This window comes from Brevibacillus sp. BC25 (assembly GCF_000282075.1).
GTDB lineage: Bacteria > Bacillota > Bacilli > Brevibacillales > Brevibacillaceae > Brevibacillus.
In genome coordinates this window covers 1-17,533 of the sequence record NZ_AKIX01000007.1, presented here as the reverse complement: position 1 = coordinate 17,533, position 17,533 = coordinate 1, and the positions used below count along the sequence as shown (strand labels likewise).

The following is a 17,533-nucleotide window of genomic DNA, read 5'->3' as shown; positions in this document are numbered from 1 at the left end:
GCCCCTTACTTTCGACGCCAGCGAACACCTTGTGGCGTGTCCTCCAGCACGATTCCTTTTGCTGCGAGCAGATCGCGGATTTCGTCAGAACGGGCAAAGTCTCTTGCTTTGCGAGCTTCTGTGCGCTCTTCGATCAACGCATCAATCTCACTATCCAACAGCTCCTGCTCTTCTGCAATTTCAAGACCAAGAACCTCCGTCAACTCCACCAACAAATCCATGTACGCACGAACTTCGGTTTCGCCTACATTTTGATGACGCAAATACAGGTTAGCTTCCTTCACGATGTCAAAAATAACGGTAATGGCATTCGCTGTATTGATATCATCATCCATCTCAGCAATGAAACGCTCGCGAAGCTCTCCAATGATTCTGGCCTGCTCCTGTGCCTGATCATTCGGCTCTTCTGCGCGCACGGTATCCAGACGATGGGAAAGATTCGTATACGCCGTCTTGATTCTATCCAAACCATTGGCCGCTTGTTCAATCAACTCTTCGCTAAAATTGATCGGGTTGCGATAGTGCCCCTGGAGCATAAAGAAGCGAATTAATTGACCGCCGAATTTCTCCGAAAGATCGCGTGCAAGCAAGAAATTCCCGAGGGATTTGGACATTTTTTCGTTATCGATATTGAGCATCCCGTTGTGTAGCCAGTAGCGAGCAAAAACTTTACCCGTAAAGCACTCCGACTGGGCAATTTCGTTCTCGTGGTGAGGGAACACAAGGTCTGTTCCGCCCGCATGGATATCGATTTCCTCACCTAAAAACTTCAAGGCCATTGCCGAGCACTCAATATGCCATCCCGGTCTTCCATCGCCCCACGGACTGTCCCAGGTAACTTCTCCGGTCTTGGCCGCTTTCCAAAGTACGAAGTCCAGGGGATGTTCCTTTTTCTCGTTGATTTCTACACGAGCACCTGCCTGCAAATCATCCAACGGTTGATGCGAAAGCTTTCCGTATTCCTGAAAACGTCCCGTGCGGAAGTAGACGTCACCTTCACTCTCGTAGGCAAAGCCTTTTTCAATCAGCCCTTGTACGAATTCAATGATCTCCGGAATTGTCTGCATCACTCGCGGTTGAATATCCGGTGGCGTTACGTTCAGTGATTTCAGATCAGCATTGTACGCATCTGTGTATCGATCAGCCACTTCTTTGACAGTGACACCTTCCTGATTCGCCACACGAATCAGTTTGTCATCTACGTCCGTAATATTTTGCACGAAGGTCACTTCGTATCCACGATATTTCAAGTAACGGCGCAGTGTATCAAATACAATGGCAGGGCGCGCATTTCCAATGTGGATGTAGTTATACACGGTCGGGCCGCACACGTACATTTTCACCTTTCCTGGCTCCAATGTGTGAAACGGTTCCTTTCGCCGCGTCATCGTGTTAGTCAGCTGAATGCCCATCGTTCTTTTTATCCTCCCTCAAAAGCTCCAATTCTTTACGTAATTGATCAATTTCCTTTTGCATCATACGAATCGTATCCGCTACCGGGTCTGGCATGTTTACATGGTCCAAATCATTTTTGACCCGCTTGCCATCCTGGATGACGATGCGTCCCTTGATTCCTACTACGGTCGAGTTAGGCGGTACCTCCTGCAAGACAACGGCACCTGCCCCTATCTTTGAATTATCGCCAATTTTGAAGGAGCCCAACACCTTTGCTCCCGTTGCAATAATGACATCATTGCCGATCGTAGGGTGACGCTTTCCTTTTTCTTTACCTGTTCCCCCGAGTGTAACCCCTTGATAAATCGTTACATTGTCTCCGATTTCGCACGTCTCCCCGATCACAACACCCATGCCATGGTCAATGAACAGGCCGCGGCCAATTGTTGCGCCCGGGTGAATCTCAATTCCCGTGAAAAAACGGGATAGTTGAGAGACAATTCGGGCGAGTGTACACAGCTCAGCCTTCCAGAGCCTGTGGGCAATCCGGTGCCCCCATATCGCGTGCAAACCGGAATAGGTCAAAACGACTTCCAGCGTACTTCGCGCAGCCGGGTCTCGTTCAAAAACAGCATGAATGTCATCTCTCATCTGTGCTAACATTTTTGGGTGGCACCTCCCGCCTGATTTACCTGCTCGTTCAACCTCAGTGTCAGGGTTCAAAAAGTTGTCTTTTCAGCATCGAGAAAGTAGTGAGAACCTGAAGAAGGAGGAGCGGAGTGTAGGAGACCTACATGAGCACCGGACTTCGAAGGTGAACGCTACTTTCGAAGTCGAATATGCTTCCAGGACTACATCGTGATCAAAAGACGACTTTTTGAACTACCTTTTCAAAAAAACAAAAAACGTCCCTATCCCCTCAAACACGAAGGGACAGAGACGGGTTTACCGTGGTTCCACTCTGCTTAGATCGTCATCACTGTCACTAAAAACTCACAACAGTCATGAGCAAATCTCGCTCATATCCCGATAACGGCGGGAAGCCGATGGCGCCTACTGATATCTTTTCAAAAAGATAGGTTCAGCTCATTGCTCACAGGGGCATTTCCATACAGGGCACACCAGATGGCTCTCACCTATCCATCCTCTCTGTAGATGTGCAGACTGTTGTACTTCTCCTGATCGTTGCATTCATTATTTATAAAAGAAAACCAGCCAATACTTACTGACCGTTTGCAATTACTTGCTCTGCACGTGCAATCACCTTGTCGCGTCCAAGCAGATACAACGTCTCCGCCAGATCGCGACCATGCGCCTGACCAGTTGCTCCTACGCGGACCGGCATGAACAATGCCTTGCCTTTGTGACCCGTTTCCTTTTGCACGTCTTTGAGTACCGCTTTAATAACATCCACATTATATGCATCATGGGCAGAAAGGTGTTTCACAAAGGAAGCAAGCACTTCCGGCAATTGTGGTTCTTTCAGCACCAAAGTTGCTTCTTCATCGTACACCACTTCGTCGAGGAAGAAAAGAGCTGCCAACGGAACGATTTGCGCACAGTAGGACATTTGCTCTTGGTACAAGCCTACGATACTGCGAACCCATTCGCCCTTCTCAGCAGACAGATTCTCTTCGATGAAGCCAGCTTTTTGCAGATGCGGGATACACATATCTGTGATCATATCTAGCGGTTGGCGCTTCAAATAGAAGTTGTTCATCCAGTTCATCTTCGTTGCATCAAACACAGCTGGCGACTTGTTCACGCGGTCCATTGAGAACAGCTTGATCAGATCTTCCATTAAGAAAATCTCTTCTTCGCCACCTGGAGACCATCCCAAAAGAACAAGGAAGTTCACGATTGCTTCTGGCAAGAAGCCGAGGTCACGATACTGTTCAATGAACTGAAGAATGCTCTCGTCGCGCTTGGACATCTTTTTGCCATCTTGGTTGAGGATCAGTGCCAAGTGAGCAAAGTCAGGCGCTTCCCACCCAAACGCTTCATAAATCATCAATTGACGAGGCGAGTTGGACAGATGCTCTTCTCCACGAATGACGTGGCTAATTTTCATCAAATAGTCGTCCACTACAACGGCGAAGTTGTATGTAGGAATTCCATCTGGACGACAAATAACGAAATCGCCCATCTCGTTGGAGTTGAATGTTACTTGGCCACGAATCAGGTCGTTCACAACATACTCGCGATCATCCTGAACGAGGAAGTGAATGGATGGCACTCGTCCTTCTGCTTCGTACTGAGCACGCTGCTCGTCCGTTACATGGCGGTGCTTTTCCAGAATGCGTGGTGTTTCTCCACGCGCGAGCTGTTCTTCACGTTCTGCATCCAGCTCTTCTTTTGTCGCGTAGCAGTAGTACGCTTTGCCTTCTGCCAGCAGTTGATCGATATATTTCCGATAAATGTCCAGGCGCTCTGTTTGACGGTACGGTCCATATGGTCCACCAACGTCTGTACCTTCTTCCCATGTTACGCCGAGCCATTTCAGGTTTTTCATTTGTTCTTCGTCCGCATTTTCCTTATTGCGTGTTTGGTCCGTATCTTCAATCCGAACGATGAACGAACCACCATGATGTTTCGCAAAAAGATAATTGAAGAGCGCTGTTCGCGCACCGCCGATGTGTAAATGCCCCGTAGGACTCGGCGCATAACGAGTGCGAATTTCTTTCGCCATTGGTAGCACCATCCTTATAAATGTAAAAGGCTATAACCTTGACCTAAGTAAAAACGTATCTAAGGCTTTATGTTACACCTTGCCCTTCTACTTGACAAGCAAGCATACTGCCTGGGCAGCGATTCCTTCTCCTCTGCCTGTAAAACCAAGTTTCTCCGATGTCGTCGCCTTCACATTCACTTGCGAGAGATCGTCTGCTTCCAGCACGCGTGCAATGACTTCACACATTTGCGGGATGTACGGCGCCATTTTCGGCGCTTGGGCAATGATCGTTGCATCCACGTTTCCTAAGCGGTAGCCGTGCTCCCGAACCAACTTCCATACATGCTCCAACAGCTTTACGCTATCCGCATCCTTAAAAGCCGGGTCTGTATCTGGGAAATGCCGGCCAATATCCCCTTCACCAATCGCTCCAAGAATCGCATCACTAATCGCATGGAGAAGAACATCCGCGTCAGAATGCCCTAGCAAGCCTTTTTCATACGGGATGGTGACGCCTCCGATAATGCATGGACGCCCCTCTACTAACTGATGCACGTCAAAACCTTGTCCAATACGCATGAGCTACTCTCCCTTTCGTTTCCGCAATATCTCTTCACCAAACCACAGATCGTCTGGCGTAGTAATCTTAATGTTCTCATAGCTTCCGTGAAGAATCGATACCGGATGACCCAGCCACTCAACCAGCATCGCATCATCCGTACCCAGCTTCCTCGCTGCCTCCGCTGCCTCATGTGCCTCTCGCAATAAAGACATACGAAAAGCTTGTGGGGTTTGAACCGCCCACAAGCTTTCCCGTGCCGGGGTTGACTCTACAAGTCCTTTTTCCCCCACCACTTTAATCGTATCTTTGACAGGTACTGCCATGATCGTTGCCTGATCTTGTTGCACCTGTTTGATCATGTCACTGATCTGTTTGCGAGTGACGAAAGGACGGGCTGCATCGTGAACCAGTACGTAATCGCAATTTGCGGATAGTGATGCCAAGCCATTTCTCACACTGTCTTGTCGCTCTGCCCCACCAAGAGTAACCACAGCCGTCAGCTTTTCAGCCGAGATCAAGGTCGTTACTTCTGCGTGGTCTGCTTCACTCACCACTAGCACAACTTCATCAATGTCGGGATGAGTAGCAAAAAGACGTACCGTATGAGCCAAGATCGGCTCGCCCGCAAGTGGTAACCACAACTTGTTTCGTTGTCCACCCATTCGTTTACCCGAACCGGCTGCAACGATCACGACACCCGTACTCACTGATTCATCCCTCTCCTGTTGTCTTTTCTATAACGCTCGTTCAAGTAACTTTGGTTTGGCGAAGATCATACGTCCTGCTGAAGTTTGCAGCACACTCGTTACGAGGACATCGACGTCGTTTCCGATGTACTCTCGTCCGCCCTCTACAACAATCATCGTGCCATCGTCCAGATAAGCGACACCCTGACCGTGCTCTTTCCCATCCTTGATGACTTGAACGTTCATCTCTTCTCCAGGTAAAACTACGGGCTTGACTGCATTCGCCAAATCATTGATGTTCAAGACTGCAACACCTTGCAGCTCACATACCTTATTCAGGTTAAAGTCGTTTGTTACGACCTTTCCGCTAATGAGCTTTGCGAGCTTGATAAGCTTGCTGTCCACCTCGGACACTTCTTCAAAATCGCCTTCCCAAATCTGGACCTTTACCTTCATTTCTTTTTGAATCTTGTTCAAGATATCCAGACCACGACGACCGCGGTTTCTCTTCAGTACATCGGAGGAATCGGCGATATGCTGCAGCTCCTCTAGCACAAATCCCGGAATGACCAGTACCCCTTCCAGAAAGCCGGTACGGCAAATATCTGCGATGCGTCCGTCAATGATGACACTGGTATCGAGAATTTTATTTTCCAAGTTAACGGCAGTTGTTGCGCTGTCCTTTTTCTTATCCTTACGTCCAATCGAAAATACCGACATAATCTCGTCCCGCTTGCGAAACCCTACCTGGAAGCCCAAATAACCAAGCAACCCGGAAACAATTAACGGCAAAAGATCTCCTACATATGGAATCGGAATTTTACTGATGGGCAGGAATAATAAGAATGCAACAATAAGACCACTAATCAACCCCATCGCTCCGAACATCACATCGACAACCGGCATTTTGACGAGTGTCTCTTCACCCCATCGAACGATGCGCAGAACATAATCCACAACCCAATTCGCTAAAAAGAAAAACAAGATGGCACCTAGTACAGCTCCAATATATTGCGATCCGGCTACTACACCAAAGTTTAACAGTGGATCGAGCAACGAGAACAATTCGTCACCAAACCGATACCCTAATCCGCCACCAATCAAAACAAAAATGAATTTTCCTACTCGGCGTAACATGCCTTCACCTCCTTTTACTAATATAGACAGAAGCCTAAGAGTAAAACCCTATTTTTTTCCAAATCATTATAACGCTTCATTTTACTTTCCCTCACTATAGCAAAAAAGATTTTGCCATGTCAAATAGCCAAAAATTTTAACATAGTTGTCATTTTCTCGTCAACCCGGGAACACTCGTTTCCTTCGATGATAAATTGACAGGGAGCTGGCTCCCTTCTTATAATGTCAGTATCGTAAAGAGAGAAAATTATGACGATACCAACAGCCTAAAGCAGAGGTGAACCCAGATGGACAATCGAAACATAGACGACTTTCAAACGCAAGTATCCGAGCTTTTGATCAGACATCGTAGCGTACTGGACGTCATGTCCAAAGTTCAGGAAACGGCATCCCGTATTAACCGTTCACTGACAAAAGCCATCACCGAATGCGGCTGTGTCGAAGTGGTTGCCAAAAAACAGACGTACGATTCGAACAAGAATCTGGAGGACAACAAGTCCCATTTGGACACCCACTTTAACGGTCCGCTGTGCGAGCATTGTCGCGATGTAGTTACTGCTGAGCTTGGCAAAAACCTCTTTTACCTCACTGCCTTGTGCAATATTACTGACATTAAGCTAGAAGATGTGCTTCAGAAAGAATCCAACCGACTGAATACTTTGGGTGTCTTCAATCTGTCTTAAAAGTCCGTTACTCGTATTACGAATGAACCCTAAAAAAAGTTGCATACAAAAAAGAAAAACCCGCACATTGAAGTGTGGGTTTTTTTATGCCGTAACTATTCGAACGGAACGGATTCTTTCTCTTTGTTTTTACGCTTACGTAATTTTTTGACGAGAAAGTCAACGTTTTTTTTTATTCCGTACAGTGCATAAAAAGCAAGTGGCAGGAAGACGATTTTTGGAAATTGCTGCGGATACTTAATCGCTACAACAACCACAATCGCAATGATAATGGGTGTGATCCAGTAAGCAGACTTTGGAATCCCCACTTTTTTAAAGTTAGGATACTTGACCTTTGATACCATCAAAAAGGCAAGAAGCAACATACTTACGGCAAGCAATACCGGAGTGAAAACTTGGTGATAGAGTGCGAGCGTAGCCAGTACGCCCCCCGCTGCCGTAATCGGCAAACCGATGAAATACCCCGGAACCCCGGCCTGTACGTTAAAACGCGCCAAACGCAGCGCACCACAGATCGGAAAAATGGCTGTAATGAGAATCCCAAGCAAATCAAAGTGTTGCAAGACGACAACATACATGATGAACGCTGGTGCAATCCCAAATGTAATGACGTCAGAAAGGGAATCCAATTCCTTCCCGAACTCACTTTGGGCATTCAGCATACGAGCTACACGTCCATCCAGCCCGTCTGCCAGCATACCAATGATCACTGTGATCGCTGCATATTCGACGTATTGATCGCCTCGAAACGCAAGAATAATTGCTAAAACTCCCAGAAACAAATTGCTTACGGTTAGTATGTTCGGTAACGATTTCACGAACATAGACTACCTCCTGATTTCTTTTGCGTAAGGAGCAGGTTATCCTGTCGACCTTGTTATTATCCAAGTCCCCTAGGCAAATGTTGAATACAAATAATGCCTTTATCCTATTCTACTTTAAATGTGTCTGTCAATGAACACTTGTTCTTGAATCCGTTTCAGCCCCTCTTTAATGGCTCTCGCTCGGACCTCGCCAATGCCTTCTACTTCGTCTAATTCCTGGATGGTTGCCATCATGATTCGCGGCAGATGATGAAAATGCTCTACCAGATTTGAGATGATCGTAACGGGCAGACGCCGTATCTTGTACAGGATCCGATACCCTCTAGGGGAAACGGATTCATCCAGCATACTGACATTTGAGGAATACCCCAGCGTTCGCAAAAAAGAAGTGAGCTCCAGCATTTCCTCCGAGTTCAATTTTTTCATGTCCCGCAGCACGAGATCAGGTGAATAGGATGCATCTCTGGAATAATCCCGAATAAACATATGGGCCTCTTCCTCAATGTTTGAAACCAGTTCCTCCAACTGCATACTGACGAGCCTTCCTTCTACCCCTAGCTCACATATGTATTTGGAGACCTCAGTCTTAATACGTAACACCATCTCAATCCGTTGCAAAACCGAGGCAACTTCGTGTAACGTAACGAGCTCCTCAAATTCTAACGCACCGAGATTCGTCAAAGTTTGATCAAGCACGGCCTTGTATTTCTCAAGCGTAGATACAGCCTGATTCGCCTTGGCCAAAATGACGCTGATTTCGCTTAAGACATACCGGAAATTCCCCTGGTACAGCGTGATCACATTGCGGCGCTGCGAGATAGCAATGACCAGATGATTCGTTTGAATGGCTGTCCGTTGCGCTGTACGATGCCGTGTCCCCGTCTCGCTCGTAGGGATTGAGGAGGGTGGGAAGATTTGCGTATTCGCGTACAGGATGCGTTTTGCGTCTTCACTTACTATAATCGCCCCATCCATCTTCGCTAATTCATACAAATGGGCAGGAGAAAAATCACAATTGATGGAAAAACCGCCATCGACAATCGTCTTCATCTCTGGACCGCACCCAATGACGATCAAGCCCCCGGTTTTGGCCCGTAAAACATTTTCCAACCCTTCACGAAGCTGTGTGCCGGGTGCCACGAGACGAAGCACATCACCGATTTGCGGAGCTCTTTTGATGTTCCCCTGCATGCCCACTCCTACCTCCTTATCACCTCGTTCAACGCATCGGCAATATTGCTCACACCAATTACTTGAATGTCTGCTGGCGCATCCAGACCACGGATGTTTTTCTCCGGGATGATGACACGCTTAAAGCCTAACTTATGTGCTTCTCGTACTCGTTGCTCAATACGTGAGACACCGCGCACCTCACCAGTCAAACCAATTTCTCCGATAACGACATCATGCGGATTGGTAGCGTGGTCACGGAAACTGCTTGCAATGCTTACGGCAATTGCCAAATCAACCGCTGGCTCATCCAATCTGACCCCACCTGCTACGTTTACATAAGCATCCTGATTTTGCAGCATCATGCCCATGCGCTTTTCCAACACTGCCATGATCATCCCCACACGCTGATGATCGACCCCTGTTGCCGTTCTCCGCGGGGTTACAAAGCTGGTCGGGGCAACGAGAGCTTGCAGCTCAACCAAGACGGGACGTGTGCCCTCCATACTGGCTACGACTGTCGAACCCGCAACACCAAATGGACGCTCTGCCAAAAATATCTCAGATGGATTCGCCACCTCCTCCAAACCGCGATCCTTCATCTCGAAAATACCGATTTCGTTTGTCGAACCAAAACGGTTTTTGACGGCGCGCAAAATTCGAAACGTATTGTGGCGCTCCCCTTCAAAATAAAGAACAGCATCCACCATATGCTCAAGCATACGCGGACCAGCGATGGAACCTTCCTTGGTAACGTGACCGACAATGAAGGTACCAATCCCTTTCCCTTTTGCAATCCGCATCAATCGGGCAGTCGCCTCCCGCACTTGGGCGACACTTCCAGCAGCCGATTGGATCGTTGGGTGAAACACGGTCTGGATCGAGTCAATAATTAGCACATCCGGGTCTACTTGATTAATATGCTGTTCGATCAAATCCAAATCATTTTCTGCCAATACAAACATCGGCGGCGTTTGCAAATGGAGTCGATCCGCGCGAATTTTGATTTGCTTTGCCGACTCCTCTCCAGATACATAGAGAACCTTTGCCCCTTGATGAGCCAAGGCAAAAGATGTTTGCAAAAGCAATGTCGATTTTCCAATTCCGGGGTCTCCCCCAACCAAAATGAGTGAGCCCGGAACAAGTCCTCCACCAAGTACACGATTCAATTCTCCGATTGTCGTATCCATGCGTGGCTCTTCTTCACTGGCTACCTGGGTCAATGGAATCGCAGATTGGCGCTGGCCGCCGCTCATCCCTTCGTGACGATGTGCATTTTTTACCGTCACTTCCTCCACCAAGGTGTTCCAACTGCTGCATCCCGGACATTTTCCCATCCATTTTGGCGATTCATAGCCACATTCTTGACACGCGTATTTCGTTTTATACTTTGACATAGTCGCACCCTCACTTGGATTTCTTTCTCTACTTTTATCATAATTACGCACCCAAAAAAAGAATACCTCCCGAATCAGGAGGCATTCTATTACGTTTCAACCCAGCTTATGATTTCGTTTTTTCGAGGCGCTTGACAACCAGCTTGCCTTCTTCGGCTTCGATATTGACGGTATCGCCTTTACTGATCGTGCCCTTGAGCAATTCCTCGGACAAATTATCCTCGATGTGGCGCTGGATAGCACGACGCAGAGGACGTGCACCATAAGCCGGATCAAAACCTTCTTTTGCCAATACTTTCTTGGCTTCTTCGGTCAATTGGAAATCAATGTCTTGCTCTTTCAAACGTTTACGCAGCTCATCTGTCATGAGAGATACGATTTGCTCGATGTGCTCTTGCTCCAAGGAGTGGAACACGATGACTTCATCGATACGGTTCAGGAACTCAGGACGGAAGCTTTTCTTCAGCTCATCCATGACTTTGTCTTTCATATCCTGATACTTTCTTTCCGAATCGTTGGTCGTGAAGCCGAGCGTTGTATTTTTCTTGATCATGTTGGCTCCAACGTTGGAAGTCATGATGACAACTGTATTTCGGAAATCAACGGTACGTCCCTTGGAGTCTGTCAGACGACCATCATCCAATACTTGTAAGAGGATGTTGAATACGTCTGGGTGAGCTTTCTCGATTTCGTCCAGCAAAATGACGGAGTAAGGCTTGCGACGCACTTTTTCGGTCAGCTGACCGCCTTCGTCAAAGCCTACGTAGCCAGGAGGGGCACCTACCAGACGGGCGGTGGAATGCTTCTCCATGTACTCGGACATATCTACACGAATCATTGCATCCTCGTCACCGAAAAGCGTCTCTGCCACGGCACGAGCCAATTCAGTTTTACCCACACCAGTAGGTCCCAGGAAGATAAACGAGCCGATCGGGCGTTTTGGGTCTTTCAGACCAGCACGGGCACGGCGAATCGCACGCGAGATGGATTTGACTGCTTCATCTTGACCAATGACGCGATCGTGCAAAATTTCTTCCATCTTCAGCAAGCGCTCTGTTTCTTCTTCCTTCAGCTTCAACACAGGAATACCCGTCCAGCTCGCCACTACTTGTGCGATGTCTTCCGGCGTAACCTCCATGTTCAGCTGACCTTGGCGTTCTTTCCAGTCTTTTTTCGTTTTATCCAGTTCTTCACGCAGTTTTTGCTCCTGATCGCGAAGTGCTGCTGCTTCCTCGAACTCTTGTGATTGCACGGCAGCGTCTTTTTCCTTGCGCACCTCTTCCAGACGTCCCTCCAGTTCTTTGAGGTTTGGTGGAACCGTAAAGGATTGCAAGCGAACTTTGGATGCCGCCTCGTCGACCAAGTCGATGGCCTTGTCAGGCAGGAAACGTTCCGTAATATAGCGGTCAGACAGTTTTACTGCCTGCTCGATTGCTTCATCAGTAATTTTGACACGATGGTGGGCTTCGTAACGATCACGAAGGCCATGCAAGATACGAATAGCATCCTCTGCTGTCGGTTCATCAACCTGAATCGGTTGGAAACGACGCTCCAGTGCCGCGTCTTTTTCGATGTACTTGCGATATTCATCCAACGTTGTGGCACCTACGCACTGTAGCTCGCCACGTGCCAGAGCAGGCTTCAAAATGTTGGAGGCATCAATTGCGCCTTCTGCTCCACCTGCACCAATCAGGGTGTGCAGCTCATCAATAAACAGGATGATGTTTCCTGCTTGGCGAATTTCGTCCATGATTTTTTTCAGACGATCTTCGAACTCACCGCGATATTTGGTTCCCGCAACAACGGTTCCCATATCCAGTGTCATGACTCGTTTATCACGAAGGGTCTCCGGAATCTCGTTGTTCACGATTTTTTGGGCAAGACCTTCTGCGATAGCTGTTTTCCCGACGCCAGGCTCCCCAATCAAAACAGGGTTGTTCTTGGTGCGTCTGCTAAGTACTTGGATCACACGCTCGATTTCTTTTTGGCGACCGATGACAGGGTCCAGCCCGCCATCACGAGCGATTGCAGTCAGATCCCTTGCCAAGCCGTCCAGTGTCGGCGTATTGGCCGCTGGGTTCCCTCCAGACGGTTGATGAGATGCCATCATTTCCGAGCTACCAAGAAGCTGGAGTACCTGTTGACGTGCCTTATTCAGGCTAACGCCCAAATTGTTCATGATTCTCGCAGCAATGCCTTCTCCTTCACGGATCAAGCCAAGCAGAATATGTTCAGTCCCGACATAGGTATGACCCAGCTTGCGGGCTTCGTCCATCGAAAGTTCAATAACCTTTTTGGCGCGAGGTGTATAGTTTGGTGTGTAATTACTACCGGACTGCTCTGTTCCTCGCCCGATTAACGACTCCACTTCACTCTGGATTTTATCGAGGCCAAGCCCAAGTGATTGCAGTGCCTTCGCCGCAATCCCTTCGCCTTCTCGAATGAGTCCCAGTAGCACATGCTCTGTCCCAATATCTTTGTGTCCGAGACGAACCGCCTCTTCCAGGGCAAGCGCCAGTACTTTTTGTGCTCGTTCTGTAAAACGTCCAAACATCATATCGTACACCTCCGTATAACCCTGTTTTTTCTCTATATGGTTAACAATTGCGTGATACCATTACAATTATTCTTGTGGTTCTACTAGGCTCAAACGTTCGCGGATCAACCTTGCCCTTCTTTCGTCGCGTTGGTCCGGAGTGAGCTTTTGTCCAGCGTGGTGCTGTAAAAACCCTGGCTGTGTCGTGACCAACAATTCGTTTAGGACGAGCGGAGATACATTCGGAATGATGCCTAGATCAATCCCCAGACGTACATCGGACAGACGTTGAGCCGCTTCCTTGGACTCTACCGTGCGAGCGTACATCAAGATGCCATACGACCGAAAAATTCGATCCTCCAAAGAAACCCGCGTATGCTCCAGCAAATAAGTACGTGCCACACGCTCTTGCTCAATAATTTGTCTGGCTACACCGTAGAGATTGGAAAGGATATCCGACTCAGACATACCCAGTGTGACCTGATTGGATAACTGAAAAAGATTCCCTAGAGCTTCGCTGCCCTCTCCATAAATTCCTCTAACGACTAGACCAACTTGATTAATTGCCTGTAAAATTCTGCTGATCTGCTGCGTCATCACCAGAGCTGGCAAGTGCAGCATCACAGATGCACGAATTCCCGTACCCACATTGGTTGGGCAGCTTGTAAGATATCCTCGTGTTTCGTCGAAAGCGTAGTTCAAGCTTTTCTCAAAAATGTCGTCTATCTTCGTACCTATTTCCCATGCCTCGTTCAAACAAAACCCGGGTAATAGTACCTGTATTCGAATGTGGTCTTCTTCATTAACCATAATGCTGACAGACTCATCTTCACGAAGTAATACCGCACCTTTGCGAGACTCCTCTGCCAGATGAGGGCTAATCAGATGCTTTTCTACGAGCACCCTTTTTTCTAACGGATTAATTTGGTCCATATGGATGACCTGAAGCTGATGCCTTTTGCGCATTGCCTCCGAATCGCTTACTTCCGTTACCTTTCTGACGACTTCCTCGCCCTGCGAGTCCGTTGCCAATAACGGAAAGGGGTGCTGGCGCAGGTTACGGGCGATACGCAGCCGTGTACTAATGACAATGTCGGAATCAGGACCTTCTCCTTTCATCCAATTGCTCCACGGGTTTTGCATAAACTGCTTTTGGGACATAACCAGCTAACCTCCTTTGCTACGATTGGGCCATTTTTTGTTCCAATGCTCGAATTCGATCGCGCATTTCTGCTGCCTTCTCGAACTCTTCACTGGCGACATGACTTTGCAGCGCTTGCTTTAGTTGCTCCAGCTCTTTGCGGATCTTCAGTTTGCCACCGGTCCGCTCTGGTACTTTTCCACTATGCTGTGTGTTTCCATGAATTCGGCGGAAAAGGGGGTCCAGTCGATCACCCAAAAAGGTGTAGCAATCACTACAGCCAAATCGGCCGCTTTTACTAAATTGAGAATATGTGAGTCCACATGTTTCGCATTGAAGCGGCTTATTTGTTGCCGTTTCGCGTCCATTCTTTTGCATGGGATCAAATTTTAAAAGTCCTGACAGGAGATTGTTGATGCTGAAGTTGTGAAAGCCGGTAAAGACGTCCCCTTTTTCATGAGCACACTGCTCGCAAATATGGTATTCGGTTTTTTCGCCATTGACGATTTTCGTCAAATGAAGTGTCGCCGGTCGTTTTCCGCATTCCTCACAGTTCATAACAGCATACCTCCTTTTACTTCAACAAGATTGCTGCGATCATCTGCTTTAAAATATTTGCCCGCAAACGATCCCGCAATTCAGCTTCTAGCGTCAATACGTTTCGCGAGGTAGCGATTTTCATCAAGGTTGCTTCTCTGATGTTGACTAATCCTTCCTCAAATAGTCTTTCTACGATCGCATTTCCCACGCTCTGACTGATGCTCTCACCAATTAGTTCTTCTGTTAGCAATTCCTGCAAGCGCGCTTTACTGACAATCTGCACCTTGCGTATGCGAATATACCCGCCGCCCCCGCGCTTACTCTCTACAATGTATCCTTTTTGAACGGTAAAGCGCGTATTGATGACGTAATTGATCTGAGACGGCACACATTGAAAATGGTCGGCAAGCTCACTACGCTGAATCTCGATCGATCCATTGGGACTGTTTGTAATGATGCCTTTCAAGTGATGTTCAATGATGTCCGAGATGTTACGCAAGTCATCGCCTCCTATTCCTCTGTGTATGTTCTTATGAGGTTACCTAATTGACTTTGACTATCTTTGACGTTAATTATAATGGGTTTAATGCGTGCCCGCAAGTGTCCCTTACACATTCTAGTGTGGGCAAAAGAGGGTCGCTTGAAACTTGGACATGATCAACAAAAAAACCACTCACTGAGGAATGGTTTATGTTTGTTCTTGTGTATTGGTGTCGATTGCTGGCAAATGATTCAGTAGCTGAGAGAAGCTGGTGATGATGACATCTGCCCTATCAAGCTCGCCTGGTCTCGCGAAACCAAAGTCGCATCCAATGGTAAATAAACCGTTTGTCTTGCCAGCTTCCACGTCGGAGTGACGATCTCCTACCATGATGGCCTGCTCGATTTTGTAATCAGACAACAATTTTGCAACCAGGTCATTTTTGGAATGCGTACGGAAACGGCCAGCTGAGTACAGATCGGTCATCAGCGGCTTTAACTCGTATTCCTGACAAATGGCATCGATATACTCTTCCTGCCCATTGCTTGCTACAAACAAAGCAAATCCTTTCTCACGCAGCGTTTCCAAGGTTGATTTTACATCCGGATATAGCTCGGTCACTCTTTCTTTGAGTAACTGGATTTCATTGTCTAGCAAGAAGGCGTCGGCTGAGCGAATGGCTTCCTCACTCGCACCCGGCAGTAATTTGTCCCAGATCTGCTCGATCGTCATTCCCAGTACATTGATCAGTTCACGTTCGTCAGGGGTTTCCCCTTGCCATAGTCCTTTTTGACGAAGCTGGTCAAACGTTCGAATAAATGCGGGGGTCGACAGCTTTTCTGTTTGCAGTAACGTGCCATCCATATCAAATAATATGGCGAATGGTACAGTCATGGGTTCCTCCATTTTATCTGGCTAGGCAGCTATTCTACTTCTCCTGGCAACATATTCATATCATCCATGATGAACTCGGTAATTCGTTGTGCAGCATCTGGCTTCGAGATTTTCTGTCCCATTCTACGCATATAATCCACCTTGGACGGGCTATGCAATAGTTCATCGATAAAGTAAATCAATTGCTCTGACAGATTCGCATGTACCGCACATCCATTATTGAGCAAAAAGTGGCTGTTCCTCTCTTCCTGTCCAGGCAGAGGGTTGTAAACAATCATGGGTACCCGTTTACTCATTACTTCAGCTGATGTAAGTCCGCCTGATTTGGTGACAATTAAATCAGCCGTCTCCAAGTATTCGTGGAAGTTATTGATGAATTTTAGTGGAACGACTTCATGGCGATACGTACGATTTATCACTTTATTGTACAGCTTGTCGTTTGTCCCTGTTAACACAAAGGTTTTCAGAGGAATGTTAATCTCTTCTAGCCCATCTAATACCTTTTCCATCGAACCAAGACCCAATCCGCCCCCTGAAAGAATAATGCTCTTTTGTCCAGGAGCAAGACCAAGCTTTCCCCGAATCAGTTCGGGTTCCAATGGCAAACTGAATTTTTTCATGATGGGAATGCCCATCGGAATGAATTTTTGATGGTCCTGTCGATAAACGTCTAACAGGTAATACAGTTGTTCATGGCCGATGAAGTAATAATTGATATGGTGATTAATCCATGAAGGATGGATGGTATAGTCAGTAATAATTGTATAGATTGGTTCCTTCCAATCATTTCTCCCTTTCAGTACGGAGAGCATACAGCTTGCAAACGGATGCGTAGCAATAAAGGCATCAGGCTGTACACTGTTGATCAGCTTTTTCAGTTTGTTTGCCAATAACTTATTCATCAGCACATTCATATCGAAGAAACGGGTTTTTTCTGTATTATGGTAAATTCTGCCCCACATCTTGGGTGACAGCCTTAACAGATTCATATAGCTTTCCAGCAAAATCTTGTGAAAGGTGGGGCTAATATATTCCAACGTATCGATGATCATTGATGTGCAACCACTCTCAGCCAAGCTTTCTTGCATGGCCCGCGCTGCCTGGTTGTGTCCGTTACCGATGGAAGCGGAAAAGATTAGAATTTTTTTCATGAACGATTCTCCTTCATAACCTCGCCTACTCCAACGCCTGGATCAGGTACCTTCTCATGTTAGTCTACCCCAAGACCCGTCTGCAAGAGGGAACTTGTCGGTCATTCGGCCTAACTTATCGACAAAATAATCGCGAGTTTGTCTTTTTGCTATAAAAACGAAAAACCTCCTTACCCATTCTGGGGTAAAGAGGTTGGTTTCATTCCCTGAAAACTGAATACGCATGATTGCTAAGTGTGTGGATAAGTCCTCGACCGATTAGTAT

16 protein-coding genes and 1 other annotated feature are annotated in these 17,533 nt (G+C 47.3%); of the genes, 1 reads left to right on the top strand and 15 read right to left on the bottom strand.

Annotated elements, in window-relative coordinates:
- Positions 1-5 precede the first annotated feature (5 nt).
- From cysS to PMI05_RS01175, 6 genes are all read right to left on the bottom strand, one after another.
- Complete coding sequence (gene cysS / locus PMI05_RS01200) at positions 6-1,412, bottom strand: cysteine--tRNA ligase (protein ID WP_007716202.1); 1,407 nt, start codon at positions 1,410-1,412, stop codon at positions 6-8.
- Positions 1,393-2,058, bottom strand: coding sequence for a serine O-acetyltransferase (cysE, locus tag PMI05_RS01195; protein WP_007716200.1), 666 nt, complete (start codon positions 2,056-2,058; stop codon positions 1,393-1,395). The genes cysS and cysE overlap by 20 nt, the downstream gene beginning before the upstream one ends.
- Positions 2,059-2,327: 269 nt before the next feature.
- Positions 2,328-2,590: a binding site (T-box leader), on the bottom strand.
- 27 nt (positions 2,591-2,617) lie between these two features.
- On the bottom strand, positions 2,618-4,084 hold the full coding sequence (gltX, locus tag PMI05_RS01190; RefSeq protein WP_007716199.1) for a glutamate--tRNA ligase: 1,467 nt from the start codon (positions 4,082-4,084) through the stop codon (positions 2,618-2,620).
- Positions 4,085-4,171: 87 nt separating this feature from the next.
- Positions 4,172-4,645, bottom strand: coding sequence for a 2-C-methyl-D-erythritol 2,4-cyclodiphosphate synthase (gene ispF / locus PMI05_RS01185; protein ID WP_007716198.1), 474 nt, complete (start codon positions 4,643-4,645; stop codon positions 4,172-4,174).
- A 3-nt stretch (positions 4,646-4,648) separates the two neighbouring features.
- Positions 4,649-5,335 carry a 2-C-methyl-D-erythritol 4-phosphate cytidylyltransferase gene (gene ispD / locus PMI05_RS01180; protein WP_007716197.1) on the bottom strand — a complete coding sequence of 229 codons (687 nt, stop codon included), beginning with the start codon at positions 5,333-5,335 and terminating at the stop codon, positions 4,649-4,651.
- Between the two features lie 27 nt (positions 5,336-5,362).
- Positions 5,363-6,451 (bottom strand): PIN/TRAM domain-containing protein, encoded by a 1,089-nt coding sequence (locus tag PMI05_RS01175; protein WP_007716196.1) that lies wholly within the window; start codon positions 6,449-6,451, stop codon positions 5,363-5,365.
- A gap of 287 nt (positions 6,452-6,738) precedes the next feature.
- Here PMI05_RS01175 and PMI05_RS01170 point away from each other — a divergent pair, with 287 nt between their 5' ends.
- On the top strand, positions 6,739-7,134 hold the full coding sequence (locus tag PMI05_RS01170) for a hypothetical protein (RefSeq protein ID WP_007716195.1): 396 nt from the start codon (positions 6,739-6,741) through the stop codon (positions 7,132-7,134).
- Positions 7,135-7,229: 95 nt separating this feature from the next.
- Here the strand turns inward: PMI05_RS01170 and pssA are convergent, their stop codons facing one another.
- From pssA to PMI05_RS01125, 9 genes are all read right to left on the bottom strand, one after another.
- Positions 7,230-7,958 carry a CDP-diacylglycerol--serine O-phosphatidyltransferase gene (gene pssA / locus PMI05_RS01165; protein ID WP_007716192.1) on the bottom strand — a complete coding sequence of 243 codons (729 nt, stop codon included), beginning with the start codon at positions 7,956-7,958 and terminating at the stop codon, positions 7,230-7,232.
- 114 nt (positions 7,959-8,072) lie between these two features.
- On the bottom strand, positions 8,073-9,149 hold the full coding sequence (disA, locus tag PMI05_RS01160; RefSeq protein WP_007716190.1) for a DNA integrity scanning diadenylate cyclase DisA: 1,077 nt from the start codon (positions 9,147-9,149) through the stop codon (positions 8,073-8,075).
- A gap of 8 nt (positions 9,150-9,157) precedes the next feature.
- A complete protein-coding gene (gene radA / locus PMI05_RS01155) occupies positions 9,158-10,525 on the bottom strand; it encodes a DNA repair protein RadA (protein WP_007716188.1) in 1,368 nt (455 codons plus the stop codon).
- Between the two features lie 106 nt (positions 10,526-10,631).
- Positions 10,632-13,082: an ATP-dependent Clp protease ATP-binding subunit gene (locus tag PMI05_RS01150; RefSeq protein WP_007716185.1), complete on the bottom strand. Its 2,451-nt coding sequence runs from the start codon at positions 13,080-13,082 to the stop codon at positions 10,632-10,634.
- 66 nt (positions 13,083-13,148) lie between these two features.
- On the bottom strand, positions 13,149-14,222 hold the full coding sequence (locus PMI05_RS01145; RefSeq protein ID WP_007716183.1) for a protein arginine kinase: 1,074 nt from the start codon (positions 14,220-14,222) through the stop codon (positions 13,149-13,151).
- 19 nt (positions 14,223-14,241) lie between these two features.
- Complete coding sequence (locus tag PMI05_RS01140; RefSeq protein WP_007716182.1) at positions 14,242-14,760, bottom strand: UvrB/UvrC motif-containing protein; 519 nt, start codon at positions 14,758-14,760, stop codon at positions 14,242-14,244.
- Positions 14,761-14,776: 16 nt separating this feature from the next.
- Positions 14,777-15,241: a CtsR family transcriptional regulator gene (locus tag PMI05_RS01135; protein ID WP_007716181.1), complete on the bottom strand. Its 465-nt coding sequence runs from the start codon at positions 15,239-15,241 to the stop codon at positions 14,777-14,779.
- A 189-nt stretch (positions 15,242-15,430) separates the two neighbouring features.
- Positions 15,431-16,117, bottom strand: coding sequence for an HAD hydrolase-like protein (locus tag PMI05_RS01130; protein ID WP_007716180.1), 687 nt, complete (start codon positions 16,115-16,117; stop codon positions 15,431-15,433).
- Between the two features lie 29 nt (positions 16,118-16,146).
- Positions 16,147-17,268 (bottom strand): UDP-N-acetylglucosamine--LPS N-acetylglucosamine transferase, encoded by a 1,122-nt coding sequence (locus PMI05_RS01125; protein ID WP_007716179.1) that lies wholly within the window; start codon positions 17,266-17,268, stop codon positions 16,147-16,149.
- Positions 17,269-17,533 lie beyond the last annotated feature (265 nt).